General features: G+C 65.0%; 22 protein-coding genes. 7 read left to right on the top strand and 15 right to left on the bottom strand.

Annotated elements, in window-relative coordinates; translation table 11 throughout:
* Positions 1-91 precede the first annotated feature (91 nt).
* On the bottom strand, positions 92-1108 hold the full coding sequence (locus BM171_RS07250) for a Hint domain-containing protein (protein WP_093010183.1): 1017 nt from the start codon (positions 1106-1108) through the stop codon (positions 92-94).
* A gap of 135 nt (positions 1109-1243) precedes the next feature.
* Between BM171_RS07250 and BM171_RS07245 the strand changes: the two genes are divergently transcribed.
* A complete protein-coding gene (locus BM171_RS07245; RefSeq protein WP_093010182.1) occupies positions 1244-2023 on the top strand; it encodes an SDR family oxidoreductase in 780 nt (259 codons plus the stop codon).
* Positions 1995-3164, top strand: coding sequence for a hypothetical protein (locus BM171_RS07240; protein ID WP_245760203.1), 1170 nt, complete (start codon positions 1995-1997; stop codon positions 3162-3164). Before BM171_RS07245 ends, BM171_RS07240 begins: the two co-directional genes overlap by 29 nt.
* Before the next feature lie 11 nt (positions 3165-3175).
* Here BM171_RS07240 and BM171_RS07235 read toward each other — a convergent pair whose 3' ends face one another.
* The 7 genes from BM171_RS07235 to BM171_RS07200 all read right to left on the bottom strand — a co-directional run bounded on the left by BM171_RS07235 (position 3176) and on the right by BM171_RS07200 (position 8845).
* Positions 3176-3868 carry a M48 family metallopeptidase gene (locus tag BM171_RS07235; RefSeq protein ID WP_093010181.1) on the bottom strand — a complete coding sequence of 231 codons (693 nt, stop codon included), beginning with the start codon at positions 3866-3868 and terminating at the stop codon, positions 3176-3178.
* Positions 3869-3956: 88 nt separating this feature from the next.
* Positions 3957-4394: an OsmC family protein gene (locus BM171_RS07230; protein ID WP_093010180.1), complete on the bottom strand. Its 438-nt coding sequence runs from the start codon at positions 4392-4394 to the stop codon at positions 3957-3959.
* Between the two features lie 85 nt (positions 4395-4479).
* Positions 4480-5664 carry a vWA domain-containing protein gene (locus tag BM171_RS07225; RefSeq protein WP_093010179.1) on the bottom strand — a complete coding sequence of 395 codons (1185 nt, stop codon included), beginning with the start codon at positions 5662-5664 and terminating at the stop codon, positions 4480-4482.
* A 10-nt stretch (positions 5665-5674) separates the two neighbouring features.
* Positions 5675-5842 carry an apolipoprotein acyltransferase gene (locus tag BM171_RS07220; RefSeq protein ID WP_093010178.1) on the bottom strand — a complete coding sequence of 56 codons (168 nt, stop codon included), beginning with the start codon at positions 5840-5842 and terminating at the stop codon, positions 5675-5677.
* Positions 5839-7206 (bottom strand): DUF2927 domain-containing protein, encoded by a 1368-nt coding sequence (locus BM171_RS07215; RefSeq protein WP_093010177.1) that lies wholly within the window; start codon positions 7204-7206, stop codon positions 5839-5841. Before BM171_RS07215 ends, BM171_RS07220 begins: the two co-directional genes overlap by 4 nt.
* On the bottom strand, positions 7206-7661 hold the full coding sequence (locus tag BM171_RS07210; protein ID WP_093010176.1) for a GNAT family N-acetyltransferase: 456 nt from the start codon (positions 7659-7661) through the stop codon (positions 7206-7208). The genes BM171_RS07215 and BM171_RS07210 overlap by 1 nt, the downstream gene beginning before the upstream one ends.
* A gap of 341 nt (positions 7662-8002) precedes the next feature.
* Complete coding sequence (locus tag BM171_RS07200) at positions 8003-8845, bottom strand: AAA family ATPase (RefSeq protein WP_093010174.1); 843 nt, start codon at positions 8843-8845, stop codon at positions 8003-8005.
* A gap of 175 nt (positions 8846-9020) precedes the next feature.
* On the opposite strand from BM171_RS07200, the gene dksA reads away from it, so the two are divergent.
* The 4 genes from dksA to BM171_RS07180 all read left to right on the top strand — a co-directional run bounded on the left by dksA (position 9021) and on the right by BM171_RS07180 (position 12698).
* Positions 9021-9443: an RNA polymerase-binding protein DksA gene (gene dksA, locus BM171_RS07195; RefSeq protein ID WP_093010173.1), complete on the top strand. Its 423-nt coding sequence runs from the start codon at positions 9021-9023 to the stop codon at positions 9441-9443.
* A gap of 73 nt (positions 9444-9516) precedes the next feature.
* A complete protein-coding gene (locus BM171_RS07190; protein ID WP_093010172.1) occupies positions 9517-10695 on the top strand; it encodes an FAD-dependent monooxygenase in 1179 nt (392 codons plus the stop codon).
* A gap of 48 nt (positions 10696-10743) precedes the next feature.
* Positions 10744-11712 (top strand): XdhC family protein, encoded by a 969-nt coding sequence (locus BM171_RS07185; RefSeq protein ID WP_093010171.1) that lies wholly within the window; start codon positions 10744-10746, stop codon positions 11710-11712.
* Positions 11709-12698 carry a molybdopterin-binding protein gene (locus BM171_RS07180; RefSeq protein WP_093010170.1) on the top strand — a complete coding sequence of 330 codons (990 nt, stop codon included), beginning with the start codon at positions 11709-11711 and terminating at the stop codon, positions 12696-12698. Before BM171_RS07185 ends, BM171_RS07180 begins: the two co-directional genes overlap by 4 nt.
* 217 nt (positions 12699-12915) lie before the next feature.
* Here BM171_RS07180 and infC read toward each other — a convergent pair whose 3' ends face one another.
* The 7 genes from infC to cysG form a co-directional block, all read right to left on the bottom strand.
* On the bottom strand, positions 12916-13458 hold the full coding sequence (gene infC / locus BM171_RS07175; RefSeq protein WP_093010169.1) for a translation initiation factor IF-3: 543 nt from the start codon (positions 13456-13458) through the stop codon (positions 12916-12918).
* Positions 13459-13587: 129 nt separating this feature from the next.
* Positions 13588-14442 (bottom strand): ferredoxin--NADP reductase, encoded by an 855-nt coding sequence (locus BM171_RS07170; RefSeq protein WP_093010168.1) that lies wholly within the window; start codon positions 14440-14442, stop codon positions 13588-13590.
* A 92-nt stretch (positions 14443-14534) separates the two neighbouring features.
* Positions 14535-14906, bottom strand: a complete 372-nt coding sequence (locus tag BM171_RS07165) for a DUF934 domain-containing protein (protein ID WP_093010167.1) — start codon at positions 14904-14906, stop codon at positions 14535-14537.
* Complete coding sequence (locus BM171_RS07160; RefSeq protein WP_093010166.1) at positions 14903-15694, bottom strand: phosphoadenylyl-sulfate reductase; 792 nt, start codon at positions 15692-15694, stop codon at positions 14903-14905. Before BM171_RS07160 ends, BM171_RS07165 begins: the two co-directional genes overlap by 4 nt.
* The gene (locus tag BM171_RS07155) at positions 15684-17357 is read right to left on the bottom strand and encodes a nitrite/sulfite reductase (protein WP_093010165.1); all 1674 of its coding nucleotides are present in this window, start codon (positions 17355-17357) and stop codon (positions 15684-15686) included. The genes BM171_RS07160 and BM171_RS07155 overlap by 11 nt, the downstream gene beginning before the upstream one ends.
* Positions 17358-17391: 34 nt before the next feature.
* Complete coding sequence (locus BM171_RS07150; protein WP_093010164.1) at positions 17392-17706, bottom strand: DUF2849 domain-containing protein; 315 nt, start codon at positions 17704-17706, stop codon at positions 17392-17394.
* Positions 17706-19100, bottom strand: coding sequence for a siroheme synthase CysG (cysG, locus tag BM171_RS07145; protein WP_093010163.1), 1395 nt, complete (start codon positions 19098-19100; stop codon positions 17706-17708). The genes BM171_RS07150 and cysG overlap by 1 nt, the downstream gene beginning before the upstream one ends.
* Before the next feature lie 128 nt (positions 19101-19228).
* Between cysG and BM171_RS07140 the strand changes: the two genes are divergently transcribed.
* Positions 19229-19708 (top strand): Lrp/AsnC family transcriptional regulator, encoded by a 480-nt coding sequence (locus BM171_RS07140; RefSeq protein ID WP_093010162.1) that lies wholly within the window; start codon positions 19229-19231, stop codon positions 19706-19708.
* The last annotated feature ends 30 nt before the right edge of the window (positions 19709-19738 follow it).

Below are 19738 nucleotides of genomic sequence, written 5' to 3'. Positions count from 1 at the left end.
GAAAATGCGCGCGCGCGGCGGCAATTATTTTCCGCGCGTTGCGTTTATTCAAAGCGTTACGCGAATCCGCAGATCAAACCGCCCGAAAGCCTTATCCGCTCGACGATTTTCGCAAGGCGGATATCGCATCCGCTCGTTTCAAAAGATCCTCCGCAACCTCGAGGGCGCTGTGCGAGCTTTCCTCGTGATCCGGCAGCAGCGCCGACAATCGATCGCCGAGCTCGCCCGGCAGAATGGCGGCGGTCCGCTCGTCCACGAGCATGGATTCAGCGGCTATACCTTCCGCGAAGATGATCTGATGCTGATCGAAGAGCATCTGGAAATAATCGACGAAGCCTCCCGACAGTTGGCGGATCGTCTCCCCGTTCACGAGGTGCCGCGCGCGGACCAGAAGCTCGGAGCGTCCCGCGCCAAGCTCGTCGCTGCGCTGGTAGATGAAGAGCCTGTGATCGGGACTGACGACCAGATCGTTGAGATTGTTGAGAACACCCGCCTTGATCTCCACCGGCGCAAAGCCGCCCACCGCGCGTGTGGTGCGCTGCCCGATCCAGCGGATTGGCTGCGGGCCGTCATCGCGGGTCAGAACCTTGTCGCCGACCTTCAGATCTTCGACCGCGCGCTGCTCTCCGGTGGCAAGCGCGATGAGTGTGCCGCGCGTGAACGACACGCAAGCCTGCTGGGCAAAGCTCGACAGCGCGTTCTCGGTATCAACCCCCACGAGCGCGTAGTCCCGCTTGGGCGTGATCGGCGCGAGGGGTAGAAGATAGGTGTCCGCGACATCGCCCTCGTCATCGGTTTCAACGAGCACGATCGCCTCTGTCGTCTCGCCATCGCCCGACATCAGCGTCAGCGCGCAATCGAGGTGTAGGGCGGCGCCCGGCTCGCCGACCTCGGTGCCCGGTGCGACCGAGAACGGGCGATCGGGATGCGGCACGACACGCAATGTGACCTCATGCGCCACGGGCGACAGTCGGTAGATATCGTCGAGTTCGATCTCGCCCGCAAAGCCGACCGGATCCCCCAGATTCGCGCCATTCACGACGCGAAAATGCTCTGCCCGGAAGACGGACAGGGACTGGGCGGACCTCGCGGAGCCGGGTTTCGGCATCAGGGGCACTCTCTCTACTCGCGCTCGGGCGCGAAACAGGTCACTCTGCCCCCATAATTCGTGATCAAATATGTCATCAAAGGGCCGGTATGCGGGTCTTTTATCGACGTATCGGCAACAAGAAAAGGACAGGACATGGATCTGGGCATCTCTGGCAAAAGGGCACTGGTAACGGCATCGTCGAAAGGTCTCGGGCGAGGCTGCGCCGAAGCGCTGGCCGAAGCGGGCGTCGACCTTGTACTGAACGCGCGAGGCGAAGAGGCGCTTTCGGCAACAGCGCAGGCAATCCGCGACGCGCACGGGGTCGAGGTGACAGTGCTGGCCGCCGACATCGTCTCCGAGGAGGGTCGCGCCGCCGTCCTCGAGGCGGCAGGACAGGTCGACATCCTCGTGACCAATGCAGGCGGCCCCCCGCCGGGTGTCTGGTCGGACTGGAGCCGGGACGATTTCATCGCCGCGCTGGAGGCGAACATGCTGACCCCCATCGCGCTGATGCAAGCCATGCTGCCAGGCATGATGGAGAAGGGCTGGGGCCGCGTCGTCAACATCACCTCGCAATCGGTCAAGGCACCGATCCCGGCGCTGGGACTCTCGAACTCGGCGCGGGCCGGGCTCACCGGCTTCGTCGCGGGCACCTCGCGACAGGTCGCCCAGCATGGCGTGACGATCAACAACCTTCTGCCGGGCGCGCATGACACCGACCGGATCGACGCGCTCGACCGCGCCGCGGCGGACACGCAAGGCACCAGCCTAGAGGACGTGCGCGCCGCCAAGTTCAAGACCATTCCGGTGCGGCGCTACGGGACCGCGGCGGAGTTCGGGCGCACCTGCGCGTTCCTGTGCTCGCAGCATGCCGGATACATCGTGGGGCAGAACATCCTCGCCGATGGCGGCGGCATCAACGCGACGCTCTGATTTGGCGCGCGGGCCGGACGGGGCAGGGGGCGGGGCTGGCACCTCGCTCGCCGACCAGTTGTTCAATGCAGAAACCGTTGCGGTTCTGGGTTCTGAGCATGCGCATCTGCCGGGGTTCGACCGGGCCGCCTTCGAGACGGAGGCGGTGAGGGGCCTTGCCGAACGTAGTCTCATGCAGCGGATCGACTGGATCGCCACCTGTCTCGAGGCACAGCTTCCGCGCGACTTTCCCGCCCTGGCCGACGCGCTCGAGGATGCGATGCCGCCGCCACTCGATTCGACGCGCCGGGACGACGATTTCGGTCGCTTCATCCATGCGGTGCCGGGCGTTCTGGCGGTGCGCCACGGTCTCGAGATGCATCCCGATCGCGCGCTCGATCTTCTCCATGCCGCGACCCAGCGCTTCTCGATGGAATATTACATCCGGCCTTTCCTCGACCGCTGGCCGGAAATGACCCTCGCGCGGCTCGAGGGCTGGGCGGGCGATCCCAACTACCACGTCCGTCGCCTCGTCTCTGAAGGAACGCGGCCACGCCTGCCTTGGGCGCAGAACATAACGCTGGCCCCGGATCGCGCGCTGCCGCTTCTAGACATGCTGCACGCCGATCCAACGCGGTATGTCACGCGCTCAGTGGCCAACCACCTGAATGATCTGACAAAATCGGATCTAGCCACCGTGGTTTTGCGTCTTGAGGCCTGGCGCGCGGAAGGGCGGCAGGGCGCGGGCGAGCTCGACTGGATAACACGCCACGCGCTTCGCACGGCGGTCAAGCGCTGCGAGCCACAAGCCCTCAAGCTGCTCGGATATGACCCCGAGGCGGCACTCGAGATCGATCTCGACGTGTCGCCGACGGCCCGGATCGGCGAGGCGCTGCAGATCGCGGCGGAGATCTCCGCTGCATCCGAGACCCGCCTTGTTGTCGATTACCGCATACGCTTCCATCGGCCCTCCGGCCGTCCCGGTGAGAAGGTCTTCAAGTTGGGCACGGGCCGCGCCGTTCCGGGCGCGCCCCTCACGCTCTCGAAACGGCACCCGATCAAGGCAGCGGCAACAACCTTCACCTGGCATCCCGGACCGCATGTGCTCATCCTGCAGGTGAACGGACGCGACCTCGCCGAAGCGTTTTTCGACGTGGTCTGAGCCGCGGCCCGTCACCCCTCCACGGTCTGCCAGCGCGCCTCGAGCGCCTCGAGCGCGGCCACGCGCTCTTCGGTCTTGGGGTGGCTCATGAGCCATGCGGGCACCGCGCCCGCACGAGCGCCGGTCAATGCTTCGAGCTTCTTGAAGAGGGATTTCTGCGGGCCGACACCGATTCCGGCCTTCGTCAGAAGCGCCGCTGCATAGGCGTCGGCCTCGAACTCGTCCCCGCGCGACAGCCGTGCGGCCAGGAGGGACGTCAAGGCATTGGCGATCCAGACACCGATGCCGGGAATGATCCGACCCAGCACCATCGCAAGTGCCGCACGGATCGCGTTCTGCCCCGAGAAGTCGATCATGCGCCGCTTGGAATGGCCAAGCGCAACGTGTCCGAGCTCATGGGCGATGACCGAGGCCAGCTCTTCTCCCGACACCTCGCCAGAGCGGTATTTCCGGTAAAAGCCGCGGGTGATGAAGATGCGCCCATCGGGCGCGGCGAGCCCGTTCACCGGGTCGATCTCGTAGATATGAACCTTGATGCGCGGCACATCGAGCGCGCGGGCGAGCTTGCCAAGGATGTCGCGCAATCCCGGATCGGCGAGCTCGGTCGACTTCTCGTCGAGCTCCTTGCCCGTCCGCCAGGCGGAAAATCGGTACATCGCCAGCGCGTAGAGAATCGCGAAAATGATCGGGGTGAGCTTCAGCATATCCCCAATATGGGGCGCGATGTGCCGAACGAAAAGCGCCCGGAAGCCTGTGCTCCCGGGCGCGTTATCAAGGCGTGGATCGCGAAGCTCAGGCGAGCTTGGCGTCCATCGTGATCTCGGCGGTGCCGCCCGCATAGAGCTTGGAGATGGGGCAGCCGTCCTTGGCCGCGTTCGCCGCTTCCATGAACTTGTCCTCGCTGAGACCCGGTACTTTCGCGGTCACGTCGAGATGGACCTTGGTGACGGAAAAGCCGTCGCCGTCCTTCTCGAGGCTCACCGTTGCCTTCGTGTCGATGTCGTCTGCGACAACGTCATGGTTGCCGAGGATCATCGACAGCGCCATCGAGTAGCAGGACGCATGCGCCGCACCCACGAGCTCTTCGGGGTTCGAGCCCGGCTCGCCTTCGAAGCGCTTGTTGAAGCCGTATTGCACCTTGTCGAGCGCGCCCGACTCGGTCGAGACCTCGCCCGTGCCCGATTGCAGGTCGCCCGACCAATGTGCGGTTCCGAATTTCTCGATTGCCATGAGATCCTCCTTTGATTGGTTCAAAGGAAAAACGGTCGCGCGCGATATAAGTTCCAGAGCGTGACGGTGTTATTGTGCGGGCAGCCTATCGGCTGAGCTCGCGCATCCCTGCCTCGATCCCCTCGAGCGTCATCGGCACCATCCGGTCCTCGAAGATCTCCCGGATCATCCCGATCGATTGGGTATATTGCCAGTATTTCTCGGGGACAGGATTGATCCACATGTGATCAGGCCACTGCGCCCGCGCCCGCATGAGCCAGGTCTGCCCGGCTTCCTGGTTCCAGTGCTCGTTCGCGCCGCCCGGCATTGCGATCTCGTAGGGGCTCATCGAGGCATCGCCGACGAAGATGCACTTGTAGTCGGACCCGTAGGTCCGCAGCACCTCGGCGGTTGGAGTCTGCTGATCCCAGCGGCGGCGATTGTCGCGCCAGACGCCTTCGTAGAGGCAGTTGTGGAAGTAGAAATGCTCAAGGTGCTTGAACTCGGAGCGGGCGGCGGAGAACAGCTCTTCGACGACGCGGATATGATCGTCCATCGAGCCGCCGACATCGAGAAAAAGAAGCACCTTCACTGCGTTCCGGCGCTCGGGCCGGGTCTTAACGTCGAGCCAGCCTTGCTCGGCGGTGGACCGGATCGTGCCGGGCAGGTCGAGCTCTTCGGCCGCGCCGTCGCGGGCCCATTTTCGCAGGCGCTTCAATGCGACCTTGATGTTGCGCGTGCCGATCTCGATGGAATCGTCGTATTCTCGAAACTCGCGCTTGTCCCAGACCTTGACGGCGCGGCGGTGACGGCTCTCGTTCTGCCCGATGCGGACGCCCTCGGGGTTGTAGCCGTAGGCGCCGAAAGGCGAGGTGCCGCCGGTGCCGACCCATTTGGAGCCGCCCTGGTGCCGGCCTTTCTGTTCCTCCAGGCGTTTCTTGAGCGTTTCCATGAGCTTGTCGAATCCGCCCATGGCCTCGATCTCCGCCTTCTCTTCTTCGGAGAGATGCTTTTCGGACATTTTCCGCAGCCAGTCCTCGGGCAGATCCATCGCCTCGATGAGCGCTTCGGTATCGATCGCCTCGAGCCCCGAGAACGCCGCCGAGAAGGCCCGGTCGAAGCGGTCGATATGCCGCTCGTCCTTCACCATCGCCGCACGGGCGAGGTAGTAGAACCCTTCGATATCGTAGGTCGCCAGGCCCGCGCGCATCGCCTCGAGGAACGTCAGGTATTCGCGCAGTGACACTGGCACGCCGGCGTCGCGCAGCTTTTCGAAGAACGGGACGAACATGGCTTCTGCCTTACAGCAGAATCTTCTCGAGCGCGATGGTGACGATGAGTCCCGCGAGTGCAAAAGCGATGGCGTAGATCGTGGCGTATTGCAGGATATCGAGCCGGTCACCCTTGCGGCGCTTGGCGGTCACACCCCCGAAAGTGGCACCAAGCAGCGCCGCGACGATCACGATCATAGAGAGCCGATCCTCCGTTTGAGCGGGTTCAGCGCACCGATCTCGTCGATCTTGCCGCGCACCGCCACGTCCGAGCCGAACCCGTATCGCGCCCATCCGAGACTGTCCAGACGCACTTCCCGCGCTTCGGTGACGCGGCCCGAGAGGTCCAGCGCCTCGGCGCGCAGCATCAGAAGCGTGGCGAGAAGGGCCGCATTCTCGTGCCGGGCCGCGACCTCGATTTGCGGCGCCAGAAGGGTCAGCGCGGCGTCGGGTTCGTTCCGGGCGATCGCATGGGCGGCGAGTTGGGAGGCGACATAGGCGCGGTGCAGGCGCGTGCGCGGCGAAGCAGCGAAGAAGCGGTCGGCTTCGCGGAACTGCGCGAGTGCGGCGTCGAGATCGCGGGCCTGGAGGATGCGGCCCATCGCGTAGTGGGCGAAGCCGCGGCGATGATCCGTCCAGCCCATAGCCATCGCGATCGAGAGCGCCTGGCGCGCCGCGTCTTCGCGATTGGGCGTGCCTGGCCCGAGGGCGGCCTGGATGGCATCGACCCAGCCGCGCGGCGTCGCATCGAGATTCGAGGCGCGCTGACCCTGTCCGGCCGGGTTGATCCGGGCGAGGATCGCCGGAAGCCGCGCGGCGACCTCTTCGCGAGTCATGCCCGATTGCAGCGCCGGATCGTAGAAGGCGCGCAGGATCGTCATGTCGAAACCGGTCAGCACCGTGTGGACATTGTCGTCGTTGAAAACCGAATCCGGCAGGCGGTAGAGATCGTTGAGCGGCCCTATGGCCTGCGCCAACTCCTCGTGGAGGCAGTCGCGCACCTCCTGCGGGCTGGCATCGGCGGGCACGAAGACCGCCACACGGTTGCGCTCGGTCATGTTGGACCAATTGACCTGGCCTGTGCGGCGCACGCGCAGGTATTCCTGCAAGGACGACACGTTCGGCACCACGAAACAGGCCGCTTGCGGCAGGATGCGGCGGATCTCGGCGCGCGGCACGGCCTCGACGGTGATCTGCGCGGCATCGCCGGTAGCGCGGGCAACGTCGATCTGCGCCTCGGTCCGCAATCGATGCAGCACCTGGTCGAGATCGGAGAAGAGGGAGGCGCGCGGCTGTCCGGTCACGCGCACCCGGATCGGATCCTCGAAGCGGGTGAAACGCTCCAGCGCGCGGCCCGATTCGAGAGCGAAGGACAATTCGATGAAATCGCGCGCGATATCCGCGTTCGAGGCCGTCGTAGGGAAGGGACGTGGCACCGAGAAGCTGCGCATCGGGGGCAGCGTGCTGTCCGCGATCACCGCGGCGCGGGTCGCGGTTTCGGTCGGCGCGACGGGCATACAGGCACCGAGAAGCAGATAAAGCGGAAGGATCAAACGACGCATCAGGGCCTCTGGTACTTGATGAACGGGGTCTCTACACCGATGCGGTCGTAGAGTTTCCGCGCGGTCTCGTTGAAGCTCTGGGTGAGCCAGTAGACCTGTTCGGCCCCATGCGCGTCTGCGGCGGCATAGACCGCCTCGATCAGCGCGCGGCCCACGCCCTGTCCGCGCATTTCCGGCACGGCGTAAAGGTCTTGCAGGTAGCAGACCTCCTCGATGCGCCAGGCATGGCGGTGAAACAGGTAATGCGTGAGGCCGACCAAAGACCCCGACGATTCCGCCACGAAGCAACTGTGGCTGCGCGGATCACCGTCCAGAAGCCGCGCGAAGGTCGTCTCGTAAACCTCGGCCGATACGCTGCTCTCGTAGAAGTCGAGATACGCAGACCAGAGCGCCTGCCATTCGGCACGGTCCCCGGCCACCAGCGCGCGCACCGTGAGGTCTGAAGATGCGGTCATGGATGTGGTCTGCCTGCTCATTCCAGATGCCACAGTGATCGGGGAGATTTTTGTCGCTTGTTGGGACACTATAGGGCGAAAGAAGGATTTATGGACACGAGATGTCGACGATGGCCAAAAAGCCGCCCGCGCGAGGCAGGTGATTGGAAAGATCTATATAAAACAGAGGCCTGCCCTGTGCAGTTAAGCCACAGCGCGAATGTACGATTGTAGATTTCGCCGACGAATAGGAAATCCGCCGGCCGGAATTCGGGAGGATTGCGGCAAGAGCCCCGCATCAGGTCTGAGCGCCCGCGCAGGCCGCCCTGGTCTACTCGAAGGCGGGACGTCGCTGCTGACGCTCAGCGCCCCTGCCGCCGGGCCATGAAGGCGAGCCGTTCGAAGAGATGCACGTCCTGCTCGTTCTTCAGAAGCGCGCCGTGCAGTTTCGGCAGCGCGTCCGCGCCGTCGCGTTTGAGATCTTCGGGCTGCAAATCCTCGGCCAGGAGCAGTTTCAGCCAGTCCAGGACCTCGGAGGTCGACGGCTTCTTTTTCAGCCCGGGCTGCTCGCGGATCTCGTAGAACTGCGTCAACGCCTCGGTCAGAAGCGCGGGCTTGATGCCGGGGTGATGGACCTCGACGATCTTGCGCAGAACGTCCGGCTCCGGGAAGCGGATGTAGTGAAAAAAGCAGCGGCGCAGGAACGCGTCGGGCAGCTCTTTCTCATTGTTCGAGGTGATTATGACGATGGGGCGATGCCGCGCGCGGATCGTCTCGCCGGTCTCGTAGACGTAGAAATCCATCCGGTCGAGTTCCTGCAGAAGGTCATTCGGAAACTCGATATCGGCCTTGTCGACCTCGTCGATCAGGAGGACCACGCGCTCGTCCGCCTCGAAAGCTTCCCAGAGCTTGCCCTTGCGGATGTAGTTCTTCACATCGTTCACCCGCTCGTCGCCGAGCTGGCTGTCCCGGAGGCGGCTGACCGCGTCGTATTCGTACAGACCCTGCTGCGCCTTCGTCGTCGACTTGATCGACCATTCGATCATCCGGGTGCCGAGCGCGGCGGCAACCTGGCGCGCAAGCTCGGTCTTGCCGGTGCCGGGCTCGCCCTTCACCAGAAGCGGCCGCTCCAGCGTGACGGCGGCATTCACGGCCATGGTCAGATCGTCGGTGGCGACGTAGGCGTCGGTTCCCTCGAATTTCATGCGCGGTGCTCCGTTCTTGCGTTCATGCTGTGTCCTAAAGCCGTATTTAGTCTGCGCAATGCAAGTTCTGTAGTGACACTGCGTCGGGCTTGAGCTATGCGCAGCCGCGGAACAGGGGTGCCAGATATCCCGGTAGATCACCATGCCGGGAACCTGGGTTTTTTACGGAGCAGCAATGAAGCCGGAGACCTTCCTTCCCGACGAGTACCGTCCCTCAGAGGACGAAGATTTCATGAACCCGCGGCAGCTCGAATATTTCCGCCGCAAGCTGATCACCTGGAAGCAGGATCTTCTCGCCGATAGCCGCGACACGATCGAAGGCTTGCAGGATTCGACCCGCAACATCCCCGATGTCACCGACCGCGCCAGTGAAGAGACGGACCGCGCTCTCGAATTGCGGACCCGCGATCGCCAGCGCAAGCTCGTCTCCAAGATCGAGGCCGCGCTGCGCCGGATCGAAGAAGGAGAGTTCGGCTTCTGTGAAGTCACCGGCGAGCCGATCTCGCTCAAGCGTCTCGACGCGCGCCCGATCGCCACGATGACGCTCGAGGCCCAGGAAAAGCACGAACGCCGCGAGAAGGTGCATCGCGACGATTAAGGTCCGGGCATAGCCATTCGGGAAGGGCGCCGGGCCGGTCAGGCCGGGCGCCCTTTCGTTTCGAGGAGGAGCCATGAAGATCGACGGCCTCAATATTGCGGTCATCGGCGGCGGGATCGGCGGGCTTGCCGCCGCCTTGGCTTTCCGGCGCGCAGGCGCATCCGTCACCGTCTACGAACAGGCCGAGGCGATCCGCGAGGTCGGTGCCGGGCTGCAGCTCTCGCCCAACGGGCTCAAGGTCATCGAGGCGCTCGGCCTTCCGCTGGCTCCGGGCGGCGCGCCTCGGGCAGCGGCTGTCTCTCTGCGCGACTACCGAGCGGGCCGGGAGGTTCTGCGGCTCGATCTCGGCAGGCTCGGACCCGGCATGGAATACCGGCTAGTCCACAGGGCCGATCTCATCGACATGCTCGCCTCGGCCGTGCGCGAGGAGGGCGGCAAGATCCGCCTTTTGCAGAAACTCGGATCGGTGAGCCCGGGCGCACGGCCCGAAGCGCACATGGCGAACGGAGACCGGATCAGTGCCGACCTCATCCTCGGGGCGGACGGTTTGCATTCCGTGGTCCGCGCGGCCCTCAACGGCGCCGCGCCGCCGCACTTCACCGGGCAGGTGGCCTGGCGCGCCGTGGTGCCCAACGTGGTGAACCACCCGCCCGAGGCGCGTGTGCATATGGGCCCGCATCGCCATGTCGTCAGCTATCCTTTGCGCGATGGTGCGGAGGTGAACCTCGTCGCGGTGCAGGAGCGCGCCGATTGGACGGAGGAAAGCTGGTCGCTCACCGGCGATCCCTCGGATCTGCGCGCGGCATTCTCCGATTTCGGCGGCGACACGGCGCGTCTTCTCGCAGAAGCCGATGTGCCGGGGCTCTGGGGGCTTTTTCGTCATCCGGTCGCGGAGACATGGCACGGCGAGGGGGTCGCGCTTCTGGGCGATGCCGCGCATCCGACGCTGCCGTTCCTGGCGCAGGGCGCGAATCTCGCGCTTGAAGACGCCTGGGAGCTGTTCGATGCCTGCCGCGCGGCCCCGTCGCTGGAGGCGGCTCTCACAGCCTACCAGAAACGGCGGCAGGAGAGGGCGCGGCGCGTCATCGCGGCGGCCAACGGCAATGCCTGGAAGTATCACCTCGCGATGCCGGGCCTGCGCGATGCGGCGCATCTCGTGCTCCGCGCGGGCGGGACGTTCGCGCCGGACCTGATGCTGCGGCAATTCGATTGGCTCTACCGTTACGATCCGACCGCGCCGACCTTTGGATGACGCGACAAGCGCGGCCCGCCGCGTTAGGAAGACCCCGGAGGATTGCCCATGGACCGTTTCGACCCGATTCCCGAAACCGCGCTCAAGTGGCACAACGCCGGCCGCGGCGCGTGTCTTGCCACAGTGATCGAGACCTGGGGCTCCGCGCCGCGCCGCGTCGGCTCGCAACTGGCGATTTCAGGCGATGGCGCGATCGCTGGCTCTGTCTCGGGCGGCTGCGTCGAAGGCGCGGTGATCGTCGAGGCGCTGGAAGCGCTCGAGGACGGCACGATGCGCGAGCTCGAATTCGGTGTCTCTGACGCGGATGCCTTCGCGGTCGGGCTCGCCTGCGGCGGAACCATCCGGGTGCTGGTGGAGCCGCTGGGCGCGGTCCTGCCGGTCGATCTGATGGAAGAACTCGTCGCCGCGCGCGCCGCTCGCGACCCCGTCGCCGTCGTCGCGGATCTCGATGCGGGCAGCCGCCGCCTTGCGCGATCGGGTTTCGAGACCCGGTTCCGCATGGACCGCGCCGGCTTCGAGGAGGACAGCCGCACCTTCGTGACCATCCACAATCCGCCGCTTCGACTTGTCGTCGTGGGAGCGGTGCATATCGCGCAGGCATTGGTGCCGATGGCGCGGATCGCAGGCTACGATCCCATCCTGATCGACCCGCGCGAGACCTTCGGCTCCGAGGCGCGCTTTCCGGGCGAGACGATCCTGAACGACTGGCCCGACGAGGCGGTCGAGACGGCCGGGCTCGACAGCCGCACGGCGCTGGTTCTCTTGACCCACGATCCCAAGCTCGACGATCCCGCGCTCATGCGCGCGCTGCGCTCGGGCTGCTTCTACATCGGTGCGCTGGGGTCTACCCGAACGCATGCCAAGCGCGTGAGCCGGCTCGAGGAGGCGGGCTTTACCGAGAACGAGATCGCGCGCATCCACGGGCCGATCGGTCTCGATATCGGAGCTGCGGGGCCGGCCGAGATCGCCGTGTCGATCATGGGCGAGATGACCCGGGTTCTGAGGCGCGGATCATGAAATTCGGCCCCGTTCCCCTTGCCGAGGCCGAGGGCGCGATCCTCGCGCATTCGGTGTCGCTCAATCGGGGTAAGCTGAAAAAGGGCGTGACGCTGGGGCCCGAGGATCTGCACCGCCTCGCCGAGACCGGGCATGACGATGTCGTGGTCGCCCGGCTCGAGGACGGCGACGTGACCGAGGACGACGCGGCGGGACGGCTGGCCCGAGCGATTGTGCCCGAACGCGAGACCGGCCTCCGGATCGGCAAGGCCGCGACGGGCCGCGCCAATATCTTCGCAAAGGGTCCGGGGCTCGCGGGCATCGATGCTGCGAAAATCCACGCGCTGAACGCGACGCATCCGATGATCACCGTGGCGACCGTCCCACCATGGCAGCGGATGGACGCGCGCGGCATGGTCGCGACGGTCAAGATCATCTCCTATGCGGTTCCGGGCACGGCTCTCGAGGAGGCGGCGCGTCACGGCGCGGGCGCCTTGAGCTTTCATGCGCCCGCGCTCAACCATGCCGAACTCATCCAGACGGATGTGGGCAGTGGCCTCAATCCGGCAAAGGGTCACAAGGCGATCGAGGACAGGCTAACCCGTCTCGGCGTCACGCTTGCCGATCCGCATGTCGTCCCGCACGAGATAGACGCTCTGGCGGATGCGCTGTCCGCATCCGAGGCCGGAGCGATCCTGATCCTGACGGGCTCGGCCACCTCCGACAGCCGCGACACCGCGCCAGAGGCGCTCCGCCGCGCGGGTGGTGAGGTCGCGCATTTCGGAATGCCGGTCGACCCCGGCAACCTGCTCTTTTTCGGCACGCTCGGCGGCAGGCCGGTGATCGGTCTGCCCGGCTGCGCGCGCTCTCCGGCGCTGAACGGCGCGGATTGGGTGATGGAGCGGCTGATCTGCGGCGTTCCCGTCAGCCCCGAAGATATCGCCGGCATGGGCGTGGGCGGCCTCTTGAAGGAAGTCGCGGCGCGCGGACGGGCGCGCGACGCGTGAGCGAGGTCCGTCTGACAGGATCTCCGGTCTGCGACATGCCGGAAAAGGCGGAAACTGTCGCCGCCCAGTTCTGACCCTACTAGCCTCGATCGGCCTTCGGGGTGGTTGGCGGCGACAGGTCACATCGCGCATGACCAAGAGGCCCCGGGCCTGGGCTGGCTCACGAAAAAGGGCACCGCCAAGGGTGCCCCGGTCTCGCTCGAAACGGCGATGAAGCTTATTTCACCGGACCGATCATCATGATCATCTGGCGGCCTTCCATCTTCGGCATGTTCTCGACCTTGCCGACTTCCTTCACGTCGTCCGCGACGCGCTCCAGGAGTTCGCGGCCGAGATTCTGGTGTGCCATCTCGCGTCCGCGGAAGCGGAGGGTGACTTTCACCTTGTCGCCCTTCTCGAGGAACTTGAAGACGTTCTTCATCTTCACTTCGTAGTCGTGAACGTCCGTATTCGGACGGAACTTCACTTCCTTGACCTCGATGGTCTTCTGCTTCTTGCGCGCTTCGGCTTCGCGCTTCTGCTGTTCGTACTTGTACTTGCCGAAATCCATGATCTTGCAGACCGGCGGATTTGCGTTCGGCGAGATCTCCACGAGGTCAAGACCGGCCTCTTCGGCCAGTTCGCGTCCCCGTTCGGGGGTGACGACGCCGATGTTCTCGCCTTCGGCTCCGATGAGCCGGATTTCTGCTACCCTGATGCGGTCATTGACTCGGGGACCGGTTTCACGTGTGGGCGGCGCGTTGTGGGGTCTGCGGGCTATGGTTTTCGTCCTTTCAAAACAGGTCAGTCAGGGGCGCAAGCTAACCATGCGCCCCTGCGCTTTCAAGCGGGAAACGGTACTGCGCCGGGCAGTTCCTGTGGTTTTCCGGCCTTTCGGCAGCTTGTGCCTTCAGTCGAGGAACGCCTTTTCGACCACGTAATGCTTGGGGTCGGAATTCGCGCCTTCCTCAAGCCCGTAGCTTTCCAGAAGTTCCTTGATCTCGAGGTTGAACGCGAGGTTGCCGCAGACCATCGCACGATCGTGCTCGGGGCTGATCGGTTCGACACCGAGATCGCGGTACACCTCGCCCGAGCGCATGAGATCGGTGATGCGGCCCATCTTCGGGCTCTCTTCACGAGTGGTCGTGGGATAATAGCGCAGCTTCGCGAGGTTCTCAGCACCGATGAGCTCGTTCAGAAGCTCATCCTGGCGAATGTCCTCGATCAGCTTGCGGCCATATTCCAACTCGCCGACTTCGCGGCAGGTATGGGTTATGATGACCTCGTCGTAATCCTCGAAGGTCTGCGGATCGCGCAGAAGCGAGGCGAAGGGCGCAAACCCGGTGCCTGTCGCGAAGAACCAGATCCGCTTGCCGGGAAGAAGGGCGTCATGGACCAGCGTTCCGACGGGTTTGGGCCGCAGGATGATCTCGTCGCCCGGCTGGATATGCTGGAGCCGCGATGTCAGCGGGCCGTCCGGCACCTTGATCGAGTAGAACTCAAGCTCTTCGTCCCAGGACGGCGAGGCGATGGAATAGGCGCGCAACAGCGGCTTCTGCTTTCCGGTCTTGGGGTCGGGATCGCCCATGAGCCCGATCATCACGAACTCGCCCGAGCGAAAGCGCAGGCTGGCAGGGCGCGTCACGCGGAAGGAGAAGAGCCGGTCTGTCCAGTGCGTGACCTCTGTCACCGTCTGGGCGTCGGGCATGGCCATCGTCTTCACGGGCTTGGCGTCGGTCTGGGTCACGGGGCTATGCTCTGTCATGTGGTCTCGCAGGCTTGTCCGCCCGCGCCTCTCGGATAATCGCTTGGGCCCCGCGCGAAAAGGGGGCGTTTTGTCCTGTGAAGTGGCGTTTGTCAGCCGCGCAGGCGCGCTTGGTAGTCGCCCGCGCGCCAATCTGCACGAAAGAGCCACTGGTCTTCGGGCTGGCGGGCGGCAAGCGCGTCGTCGATTTCCACCTCGTCGAAGCCCGCACGCCGCGCCATCGCGTATTGGTCCGCGATCACGTGGCCGCGCGCGCGGAGGCGCCCTGTATAGCCGCGCACCCGCAACAGCCGCGCGAGGGTGAAGCCGCGCCCGTCGGCGACGCTCGGAAAGTCGATGACGATCATGTCCTGACCCTTTGCTGCTTCACTCAGCGTCTCGGGCGCCGTGTCGGAGGCGAGTTCCAGCGCCTCGCCCCGCCAGTCGTCGCTGCCAAAGCCGGTATCGGTCACGATCACACTCATGTGGATGCTCCTTGTCTGACGGCCTTTCCATCCACGAAATGGATGCCGCATTCGTCCTTGTTCTGCCCGCGCCACCGCCCGGCGCGCGGATCCTCGCCCGGGGCCACGCGGCTGGTGCAGGGGGCACAGCCGATGGACGGGTAGCCTTCGCGCACCAGCGGATGCCGGGGCAGGCGGTTCTCGTCCATGTAGGCCTGCACGTCCTCGCGCGACCAATGCGCGAGCGGGTTGACCTTGATCCGTCCGGTCGCCTCTTCCAGTTCGAAGAAGTCGAGCGCGGCGCGGCCATCCGATTGGTAGCGCTTGCGCCCGGTGATCCAGCCGTCGAAGCCGGAAAGGGCCTCTTCCAAGGGAACGGTCTTTCGCAGCGCGCAGCACGCATCGGGATCGGAATGCTTGAGCGCCCCGTAAGGATCGCGCGCGTCCAGCGTCTCGCGGTCCGTTTTCAAGATGCGGACATCGCGCAACCCGAGGCGTTCGGCGACCTCCTGCTGGTAGACCAGCGTTTCGGCAAAGAGGAGCCGCGTGTCGATGAAGAGAACCGGGGTCGCGCGATCCACCATCGCCACAAGATGCAGAAGCGCCACGGATTCCGCGCCAAAGCTCGAGACCATCGCGATGCGCCCCGCCTCGGGATCCCCGAGCGCGCCGCGCAGGACGGCGGTCGCGCCGTGATGGCGATAGCGGGCGTTGAGCGCGGCGACGCGGGCGCGCAGACCGCTCAGATCCGCAGTGCCCACATCGTCCTGCCCGACCTCTTGGCGCTGTGCCTGAGTATCACGCGGCATCGGCACGGACCTCTTTCTCCGGCTCGTAAAGGGCGGTCTTGAACGGGTCCATGCCGACCCGCGCGAAGGTGTCGATGAAGCGCTCGTCGGCGCTGTCGCGCAGGATCAGGTATGCATCGACGATGCGTTCCACCGCGGGCACGATCTCCTCCGCCGAGAAGCCTGGGCCGGTGCGCTGCCCGACCCTCGCCGCCTCGGTGTGATCGCCGCCGAGCGTGATCTGGTAATTCTCCACGCCCGCGCGATCGAGGCCGAGAATGCCGATATGCCCGACATGGTGGTGCCCGCAGGCATTGATGCAGCCCGAGATCTTGATCTTGAGATCGCCGATCTCGTTCTCGATCTTCAGCTCGTCGAAGCGCGTTGCGATCTCCTGCGCGATGGGAATGGAGCGCGCGGTCGCCAGCGCGCAATAATCCATGCCGGGGCAGGCGATGATGTCGCTGATCCGGCCGATATTCGCAGTGGCAAGCCCGTGCCGCTGAAGCTCCGCATGGAGCGCGGGCAGGTCGGACTTGTGAACATGCGGCAGCACGATGTTCTGCTCGTGGCTGACGCGAAGCTCGTCATGGCCGTAGCGCTCGGCGAGGTCCGCCATGACGCGCATCTGCTCCGCCGTCGCATCGCCGGGCGTGGCCCCATGTGCCTTGAGGCTGATCTCGGCGATCGCGTAACCGGGCGCGCGGTGATCGGTCAGGTTGGTGTCGACCCAGGACCGGAAGGCCGGATCTTTGTCGTAAGCCGCGTCAAAGGCGTCTAGCGGCGCATCGCGGAAGACAGGCGCGGCAAATTCGGCGCGGATCGTCGCGAGCATCTCTTGATCGATGCCGGTGAAGGCCGGGCGCAATTCGGCAAAGCGGTCGTCGACCAGCGCGCGGATTTCCTCGATCCCGTGTTCGTGCACGGTGATCTTGATGCGCGACTTGTACTTGTTGTCTCGCCGGCCAAGCAGGTTCCAGACGGACACGATGGCTTCGAGATAGGGCAAGAGATCCTCCTCGCGGAGGAACTCGGCAATGACCTTGCCGATCATCGGCGTCCGGCCGAGACCGCCGCCGACGAGCACCTGATAGCCGATCTCGCTGCCGCGTTCGACGATGCGAAGGCCGATATCATGCGCCGCCGTCACGGCGCGGTCGTTCGGGGAGCCCGTGACCGCGATCTTGAACTTGCGCGGCAGAAACTGGAATTCGGGATGGTCGGTCGACCATTGCCGGATGAGCTCGGCCACGGGACGCGGATCGGCGATCTCGTCCGCAGCGGCACCGGCGAAATGGTCGGCGGTCACGTTCCGGATCGTATTGCCTGAGGTCTGGATGGCGTGCATCTCGACCTCGGCCAGCGCATCGAGGATGTCCGGCACGTCGCGCAGCTCGGGCCAGTTGAACTGGATGTTCTGACGCGTGGTGAAATGGCCGTAGCCCTTGTCCCAGCGCTCCGCGATCATGGCGAGCTGCCGCATCTGGCGCGCATTCAGCGTGCCATAAGGGACGGCAACGCGCAGCATGTAGGCGTGCAGCTGAAGGTAGAGCCCGTTCATCAGGCGCAGCGGCTTGAACTCGTCCTCGGTCAGGCTGCCGTCGATGCGGCGTTCGACCTGCGCGCGGAACTCGGCATTGCGCTTGGCGACATAGGCGGCGTCGAACTCGGAATACGTGTACATCTCTGGTCTCCTCTGCGTCGGCTCTGAAAGTCGTTTAAACTTCAGAGCCCTGGCGCTCGGCCTGCTTGCCGTGGAAATAATTGGACGGCCCCGTGCGGCGGAAGTCCTCGCGTAAATGCGTCGGCTCCGGGCCTGCTTCCGTGGGTGCGACATCGGCGAGATACACGCCGACGACCTCGCCCGGCCGGCGCTCCGCATCGAGAAGGCGCACCTGGGCATGCGCCTCGTCGGTCAGAACGTCGGCGTCCGCAAGCTCCCGGGTCCAGCCGTCATCTTCGCGCAGATAGACGACATCGCCTTCGAGAAGCGCGTTGGCGGTGACGACCTTGGGGGTGAAAGGGCGGGGCATTAGAGTGCCTCCTGAATGAGGTGATGTGCGGCGGCTTCGGCAGCGCGGGGCGCAAGACCGAAGAGCGTGAGTGCGGGACCGTCGAGAGCGGCCTCGTCGAGATCGGTCGCCAAGGTCGCAAGCGAGGTGGCGAGGATGCGCTGATCGGGGCGCGAGGCATTGGCGATGATCGTCACCGGCGTGTCCGGTGCCGCGCCGTGCATCAAGAGGCGTCCCTGGATGAACCGAGCCGCGCGCTTGCCCATGTAGATCGCGGCCACTTCGCTCGACCGCGCAAGCGCCTTCCAGTCGTGATCGGCAAAACCCTTCATGTCATGGCCGGTCAGGAAGCGGACGGAGGCGTTGCGACCGCGCCGCGTCAGGCTCTGGCCGATGGCTGCGACAGACGCGGAGGCGGCAGTGATGCCGGGAACGATGCTCCATGCGATACCGGCCGCATCGAGCGCCTCGATCTCTTCGTCGAGCCGCCCGAACACGGTCGGATCGCCCGATTTCAGACGCACGACCTGCGCGCCCTGGCGGCCATGCTCCACGATGAGCCGATCTATATCGGCCTGCGGGGTTGAGGGGCCGAAGGCTTCCTTGCCGACGTCGATCATCATCGCCTCGCGGCGGCAAAGCTCGAGGATCTCAGGCGTTACGAGGCGGTCGTAGATCACGACATCCGCTTCATCGAGCGCCCGGCGCGCCTTCAGCGTCAGCAGTTCGGGATCGCCCGGACCTGCGCCGACGAAATGCACGTGTCCGGGCCGGTCCTCGGCGTTCAGGTGACGTTCGAGAAGCCCCTCGAGCGCGGCTTGCGCGCCGTTCGCACCTTGGGCCTCGTAGGCGCGGGGGCCGTGGTCGAAATAGTAATCCGCCCAGAAATCGCGGCGCTTCCGGCCCATCGGCAGGGCATCGGCCATCTTGCGGAACGCCTTGCCGATCCGTGCCAGCGGGCCGAGCGTGACCGGCAGCCGTTCTTCGAGATCGCGCTTGATGGCGCGTGCCAGGACCGGCGCTGCGCCTTCGGTGCCAATGGCGACGGTGACGGGGTCGCGGTCGACGATGGCCGGCGTGATGAACTGGCTGCCTTCGAGATTGTCCACGATATTGACGAGCGCCCCGTCGGCGCGCGCGATGGCGGCGGTACGGGCATCCTCGGCATCGTCCTCGTCGGCGCCGTAGAAGAGCGCGGCGCAAAGTGCATCTCCCGGCTCCATCGCGCGGCGGCGAAGCGCGAGGCGGCCTTCATCGGCCCAAGCCTCGATCTCGGGTGCGGGGGTGGGCGAGAAGACCGTCAGATGTGCCTCGGTCTTCATCAGAAGCCGCAGTTTCGCCAGCGCGGCGTCACCACCACCGGAGACGACGACACGGCGACCGGCCAGCGCCACGAAGATCGGAAAATGCTGCATCTCTCGCTCCCTCGGGATCGGGTCTCTTGGCAGGAGATATAGAATTTTGTCCCGTATTCGGGCTAGGGCGTTGCGAAAACAAGGATGTTTGTTCTAAAGGGAAGCAGATCGGGAACGGGATATTCGGCATGACGGAGAAAGACGGAACAGAGGTCCGCATCGATGAGACCGACCGGAAAATCCTCTTCGAGCTGCAACGCGATGCCAGCCAGTCGCTCGATGATATCGCGAAGAACGTGGGCTCCTCGAAGACGCCGGTCTGGAACCGGATCCGCAAGATGCGCGAGGCGGGCATCATCGGGCGGCAGACGGTTGTGCTCGATGCCGAGGCGCTCGGCTTCGAGGCCTGTTTCTTCGTTCTGATCCGCACGTCCGAGCATGAGGCCGAATGGCAGCGGAGATTCCTGAAAGCCCTGAAGGAACGGCCCGAGGTGCAGGAGGCACACCGGCTGGCCGGGGATATCGACTATATCCTGAAAGTGCGTGTGAAGAATGCCCGGGCCTATGATGCCTTCTACCAGGCGCTGATCTCGGAGGTGAAGGTGCACAACGTCACCGCCCTCCTGTCGATGGAAGAGATCAAGTCCACCGGCGATCTGCCGCTTTGAATGTGACGGGCCGCTGATCGGCCCGCCACT

Source organism: Roseivivax halotolerans (assembly GCF_900115815.1).
In the GTDB taxonomy this organism is placed as follows: Bacteria; Pseudomonadota; Alphaproteobacteria; order Rhodobacterales; family Rhodobacteraceae; genus Roseivivax; species Roseivivax halotolerans.
This window is presented reverse-complemented; position numbering and strand designations above follow the sequence as displayed.

Coding starts and splice junctions, on each gene's coding strand:
- BM171_RS07250 (WP_093010183.1), bottom strand. CDS start 1,108: ATGCCGAAACCCGGCTCCGCGAGGTCCGCCCAGTCCCTGTCCGTCTTC.
- BM171_RS07245 (WP_093010182.1), top strand. CDS start 1,244: ATGGATCTGGGCATCTCTGGCAAAAGGGCACTGGTAACGGCATCGTCG.
- BM171_RS07240 (WP_245760203.1), top strand. CDS start 1,995: ATGGCGGCGGCATCAACGCGACGCTCTGATTTGGCGCGCGGGCCGGAC.
- BM171_RS07235 (WP_093010181.1), bottom strand. CDS start 3,868: ATGCTGAAGCTCACCCCGATCATTTTCGCGATTCTCTACGCGCTGGCG.
- BM171_RS07230 (WP_093010180.1), bottom strand. CDS start 4,394: ATGGCAATCGAGAAATTCGGAACCGCACATTGGTCGGGCGACCTGCAA.
- BM171_RS07225 (WP_093010179.1), bottom strand. CDS start 5,664: ATGTTCGTCCCGTTCTTCGAAAAGCTGCGCGACGCCGGCGTGCCAGTG.
- BM171_RS07220 (WP_093010178.1), bottom strand. CDS start 5,842: ATGATCGTGATCGTCGCGGCGCTGCTTGGTGCCACTTTCGGGGGTGTG.
- BM171_RS07215 (WP_093010177.1), bottom strand. CDS start 7,206: ATGCGTCGTTTGATCCTTCCGCTTTATCTGCTTCTCGGTGCCTGTATG.
- BM171_RS07210 (WP_093010176.1), bottom strand. CDS start 7,661: ATGACCGCATCTTCAGACCTCACGGTGCGCGCGCTGGTGGCCGGGGAC.
- BM171_RS07200 (WP_093010174.1), bottom strand. CDS start 8,845: ATGAAATTCGAGGGAACCGACGCCTACGTCGCCACCGACGATCTGACC.
- dksA (WP_093010173.1), top strand. CDS start 9,021: ATGAAGCCGGAGACCTTCCTTCCCGACGAGTACCGTCCCTCAGAGGAC.
- BM171_RS07190 (WP_093010172.1), top strand. CDS start 9,517: ATGAAGATCGACGGCCTCAATATTGCGGTCATCGGCGGCGGGATCGGC.
- BM171_RS07185 (WP_093010171.1), top strand. CDS start 10,744: ATGGACCGTTTCGACCCGATTCCCGAAACCGCGCTCAAGTGGCACAAC.
- BM171_RS07180 (WP_093010170.1), top strand. CDS start 11,709: ATGAAATTCGGCCCCGTTCCCCTTGCCGAGGCCGAGGGCGCGATCCTC.
- BM171_RS07170 (WP_093010168.1), bottom strand. CDS start 14,442: ATGACAGAGCATAGCCCCGTGACCCAGACCGACGCCAAGCCCGTGAAG.
- BM171_RS07165 (WP_093010167.1), bottom strand. CDS start 14,906: ATGAGTGTGATCGTGACCGATACCGGCTTTGGCAGCGACGACTGGCGG.
- BM171_RS07160 (WP_093010166.1), bottom strand. CDS start 15,694: ATGCCGCGTGATACTCAGGCACAGCGCCAAGAGGTCGGGCAGGACGAT.
- BM171_RS07155 (WP_093010165.1), bottom strand. CDS start 17,357: ATGTACACGTATTCCGAGTTCGACGCCGCCTATGTCGCCAAGCGCAAT.
- BM171_RS07150 (WP_093010164.1), bottom strand. CDS start 17,706: ATGCCCCGCCCTTTCACCCCCAAGGTCGTCACCGCCAACGCGCTTCTC.
- cysG (WP_093010163.1), bottom strand. CDS start 19,100: ATGCAGCATTTTCCGATCTTCGTGGCGCTGGCCGGTCGCCGTGTCGTC.
- BM171_RS07140 (WP_093010162.1), top strand. CDS start 19,229: ATGACGGAGAAAGACGGAACAGAGGTCCGCATCGATGAGACCGACCGG.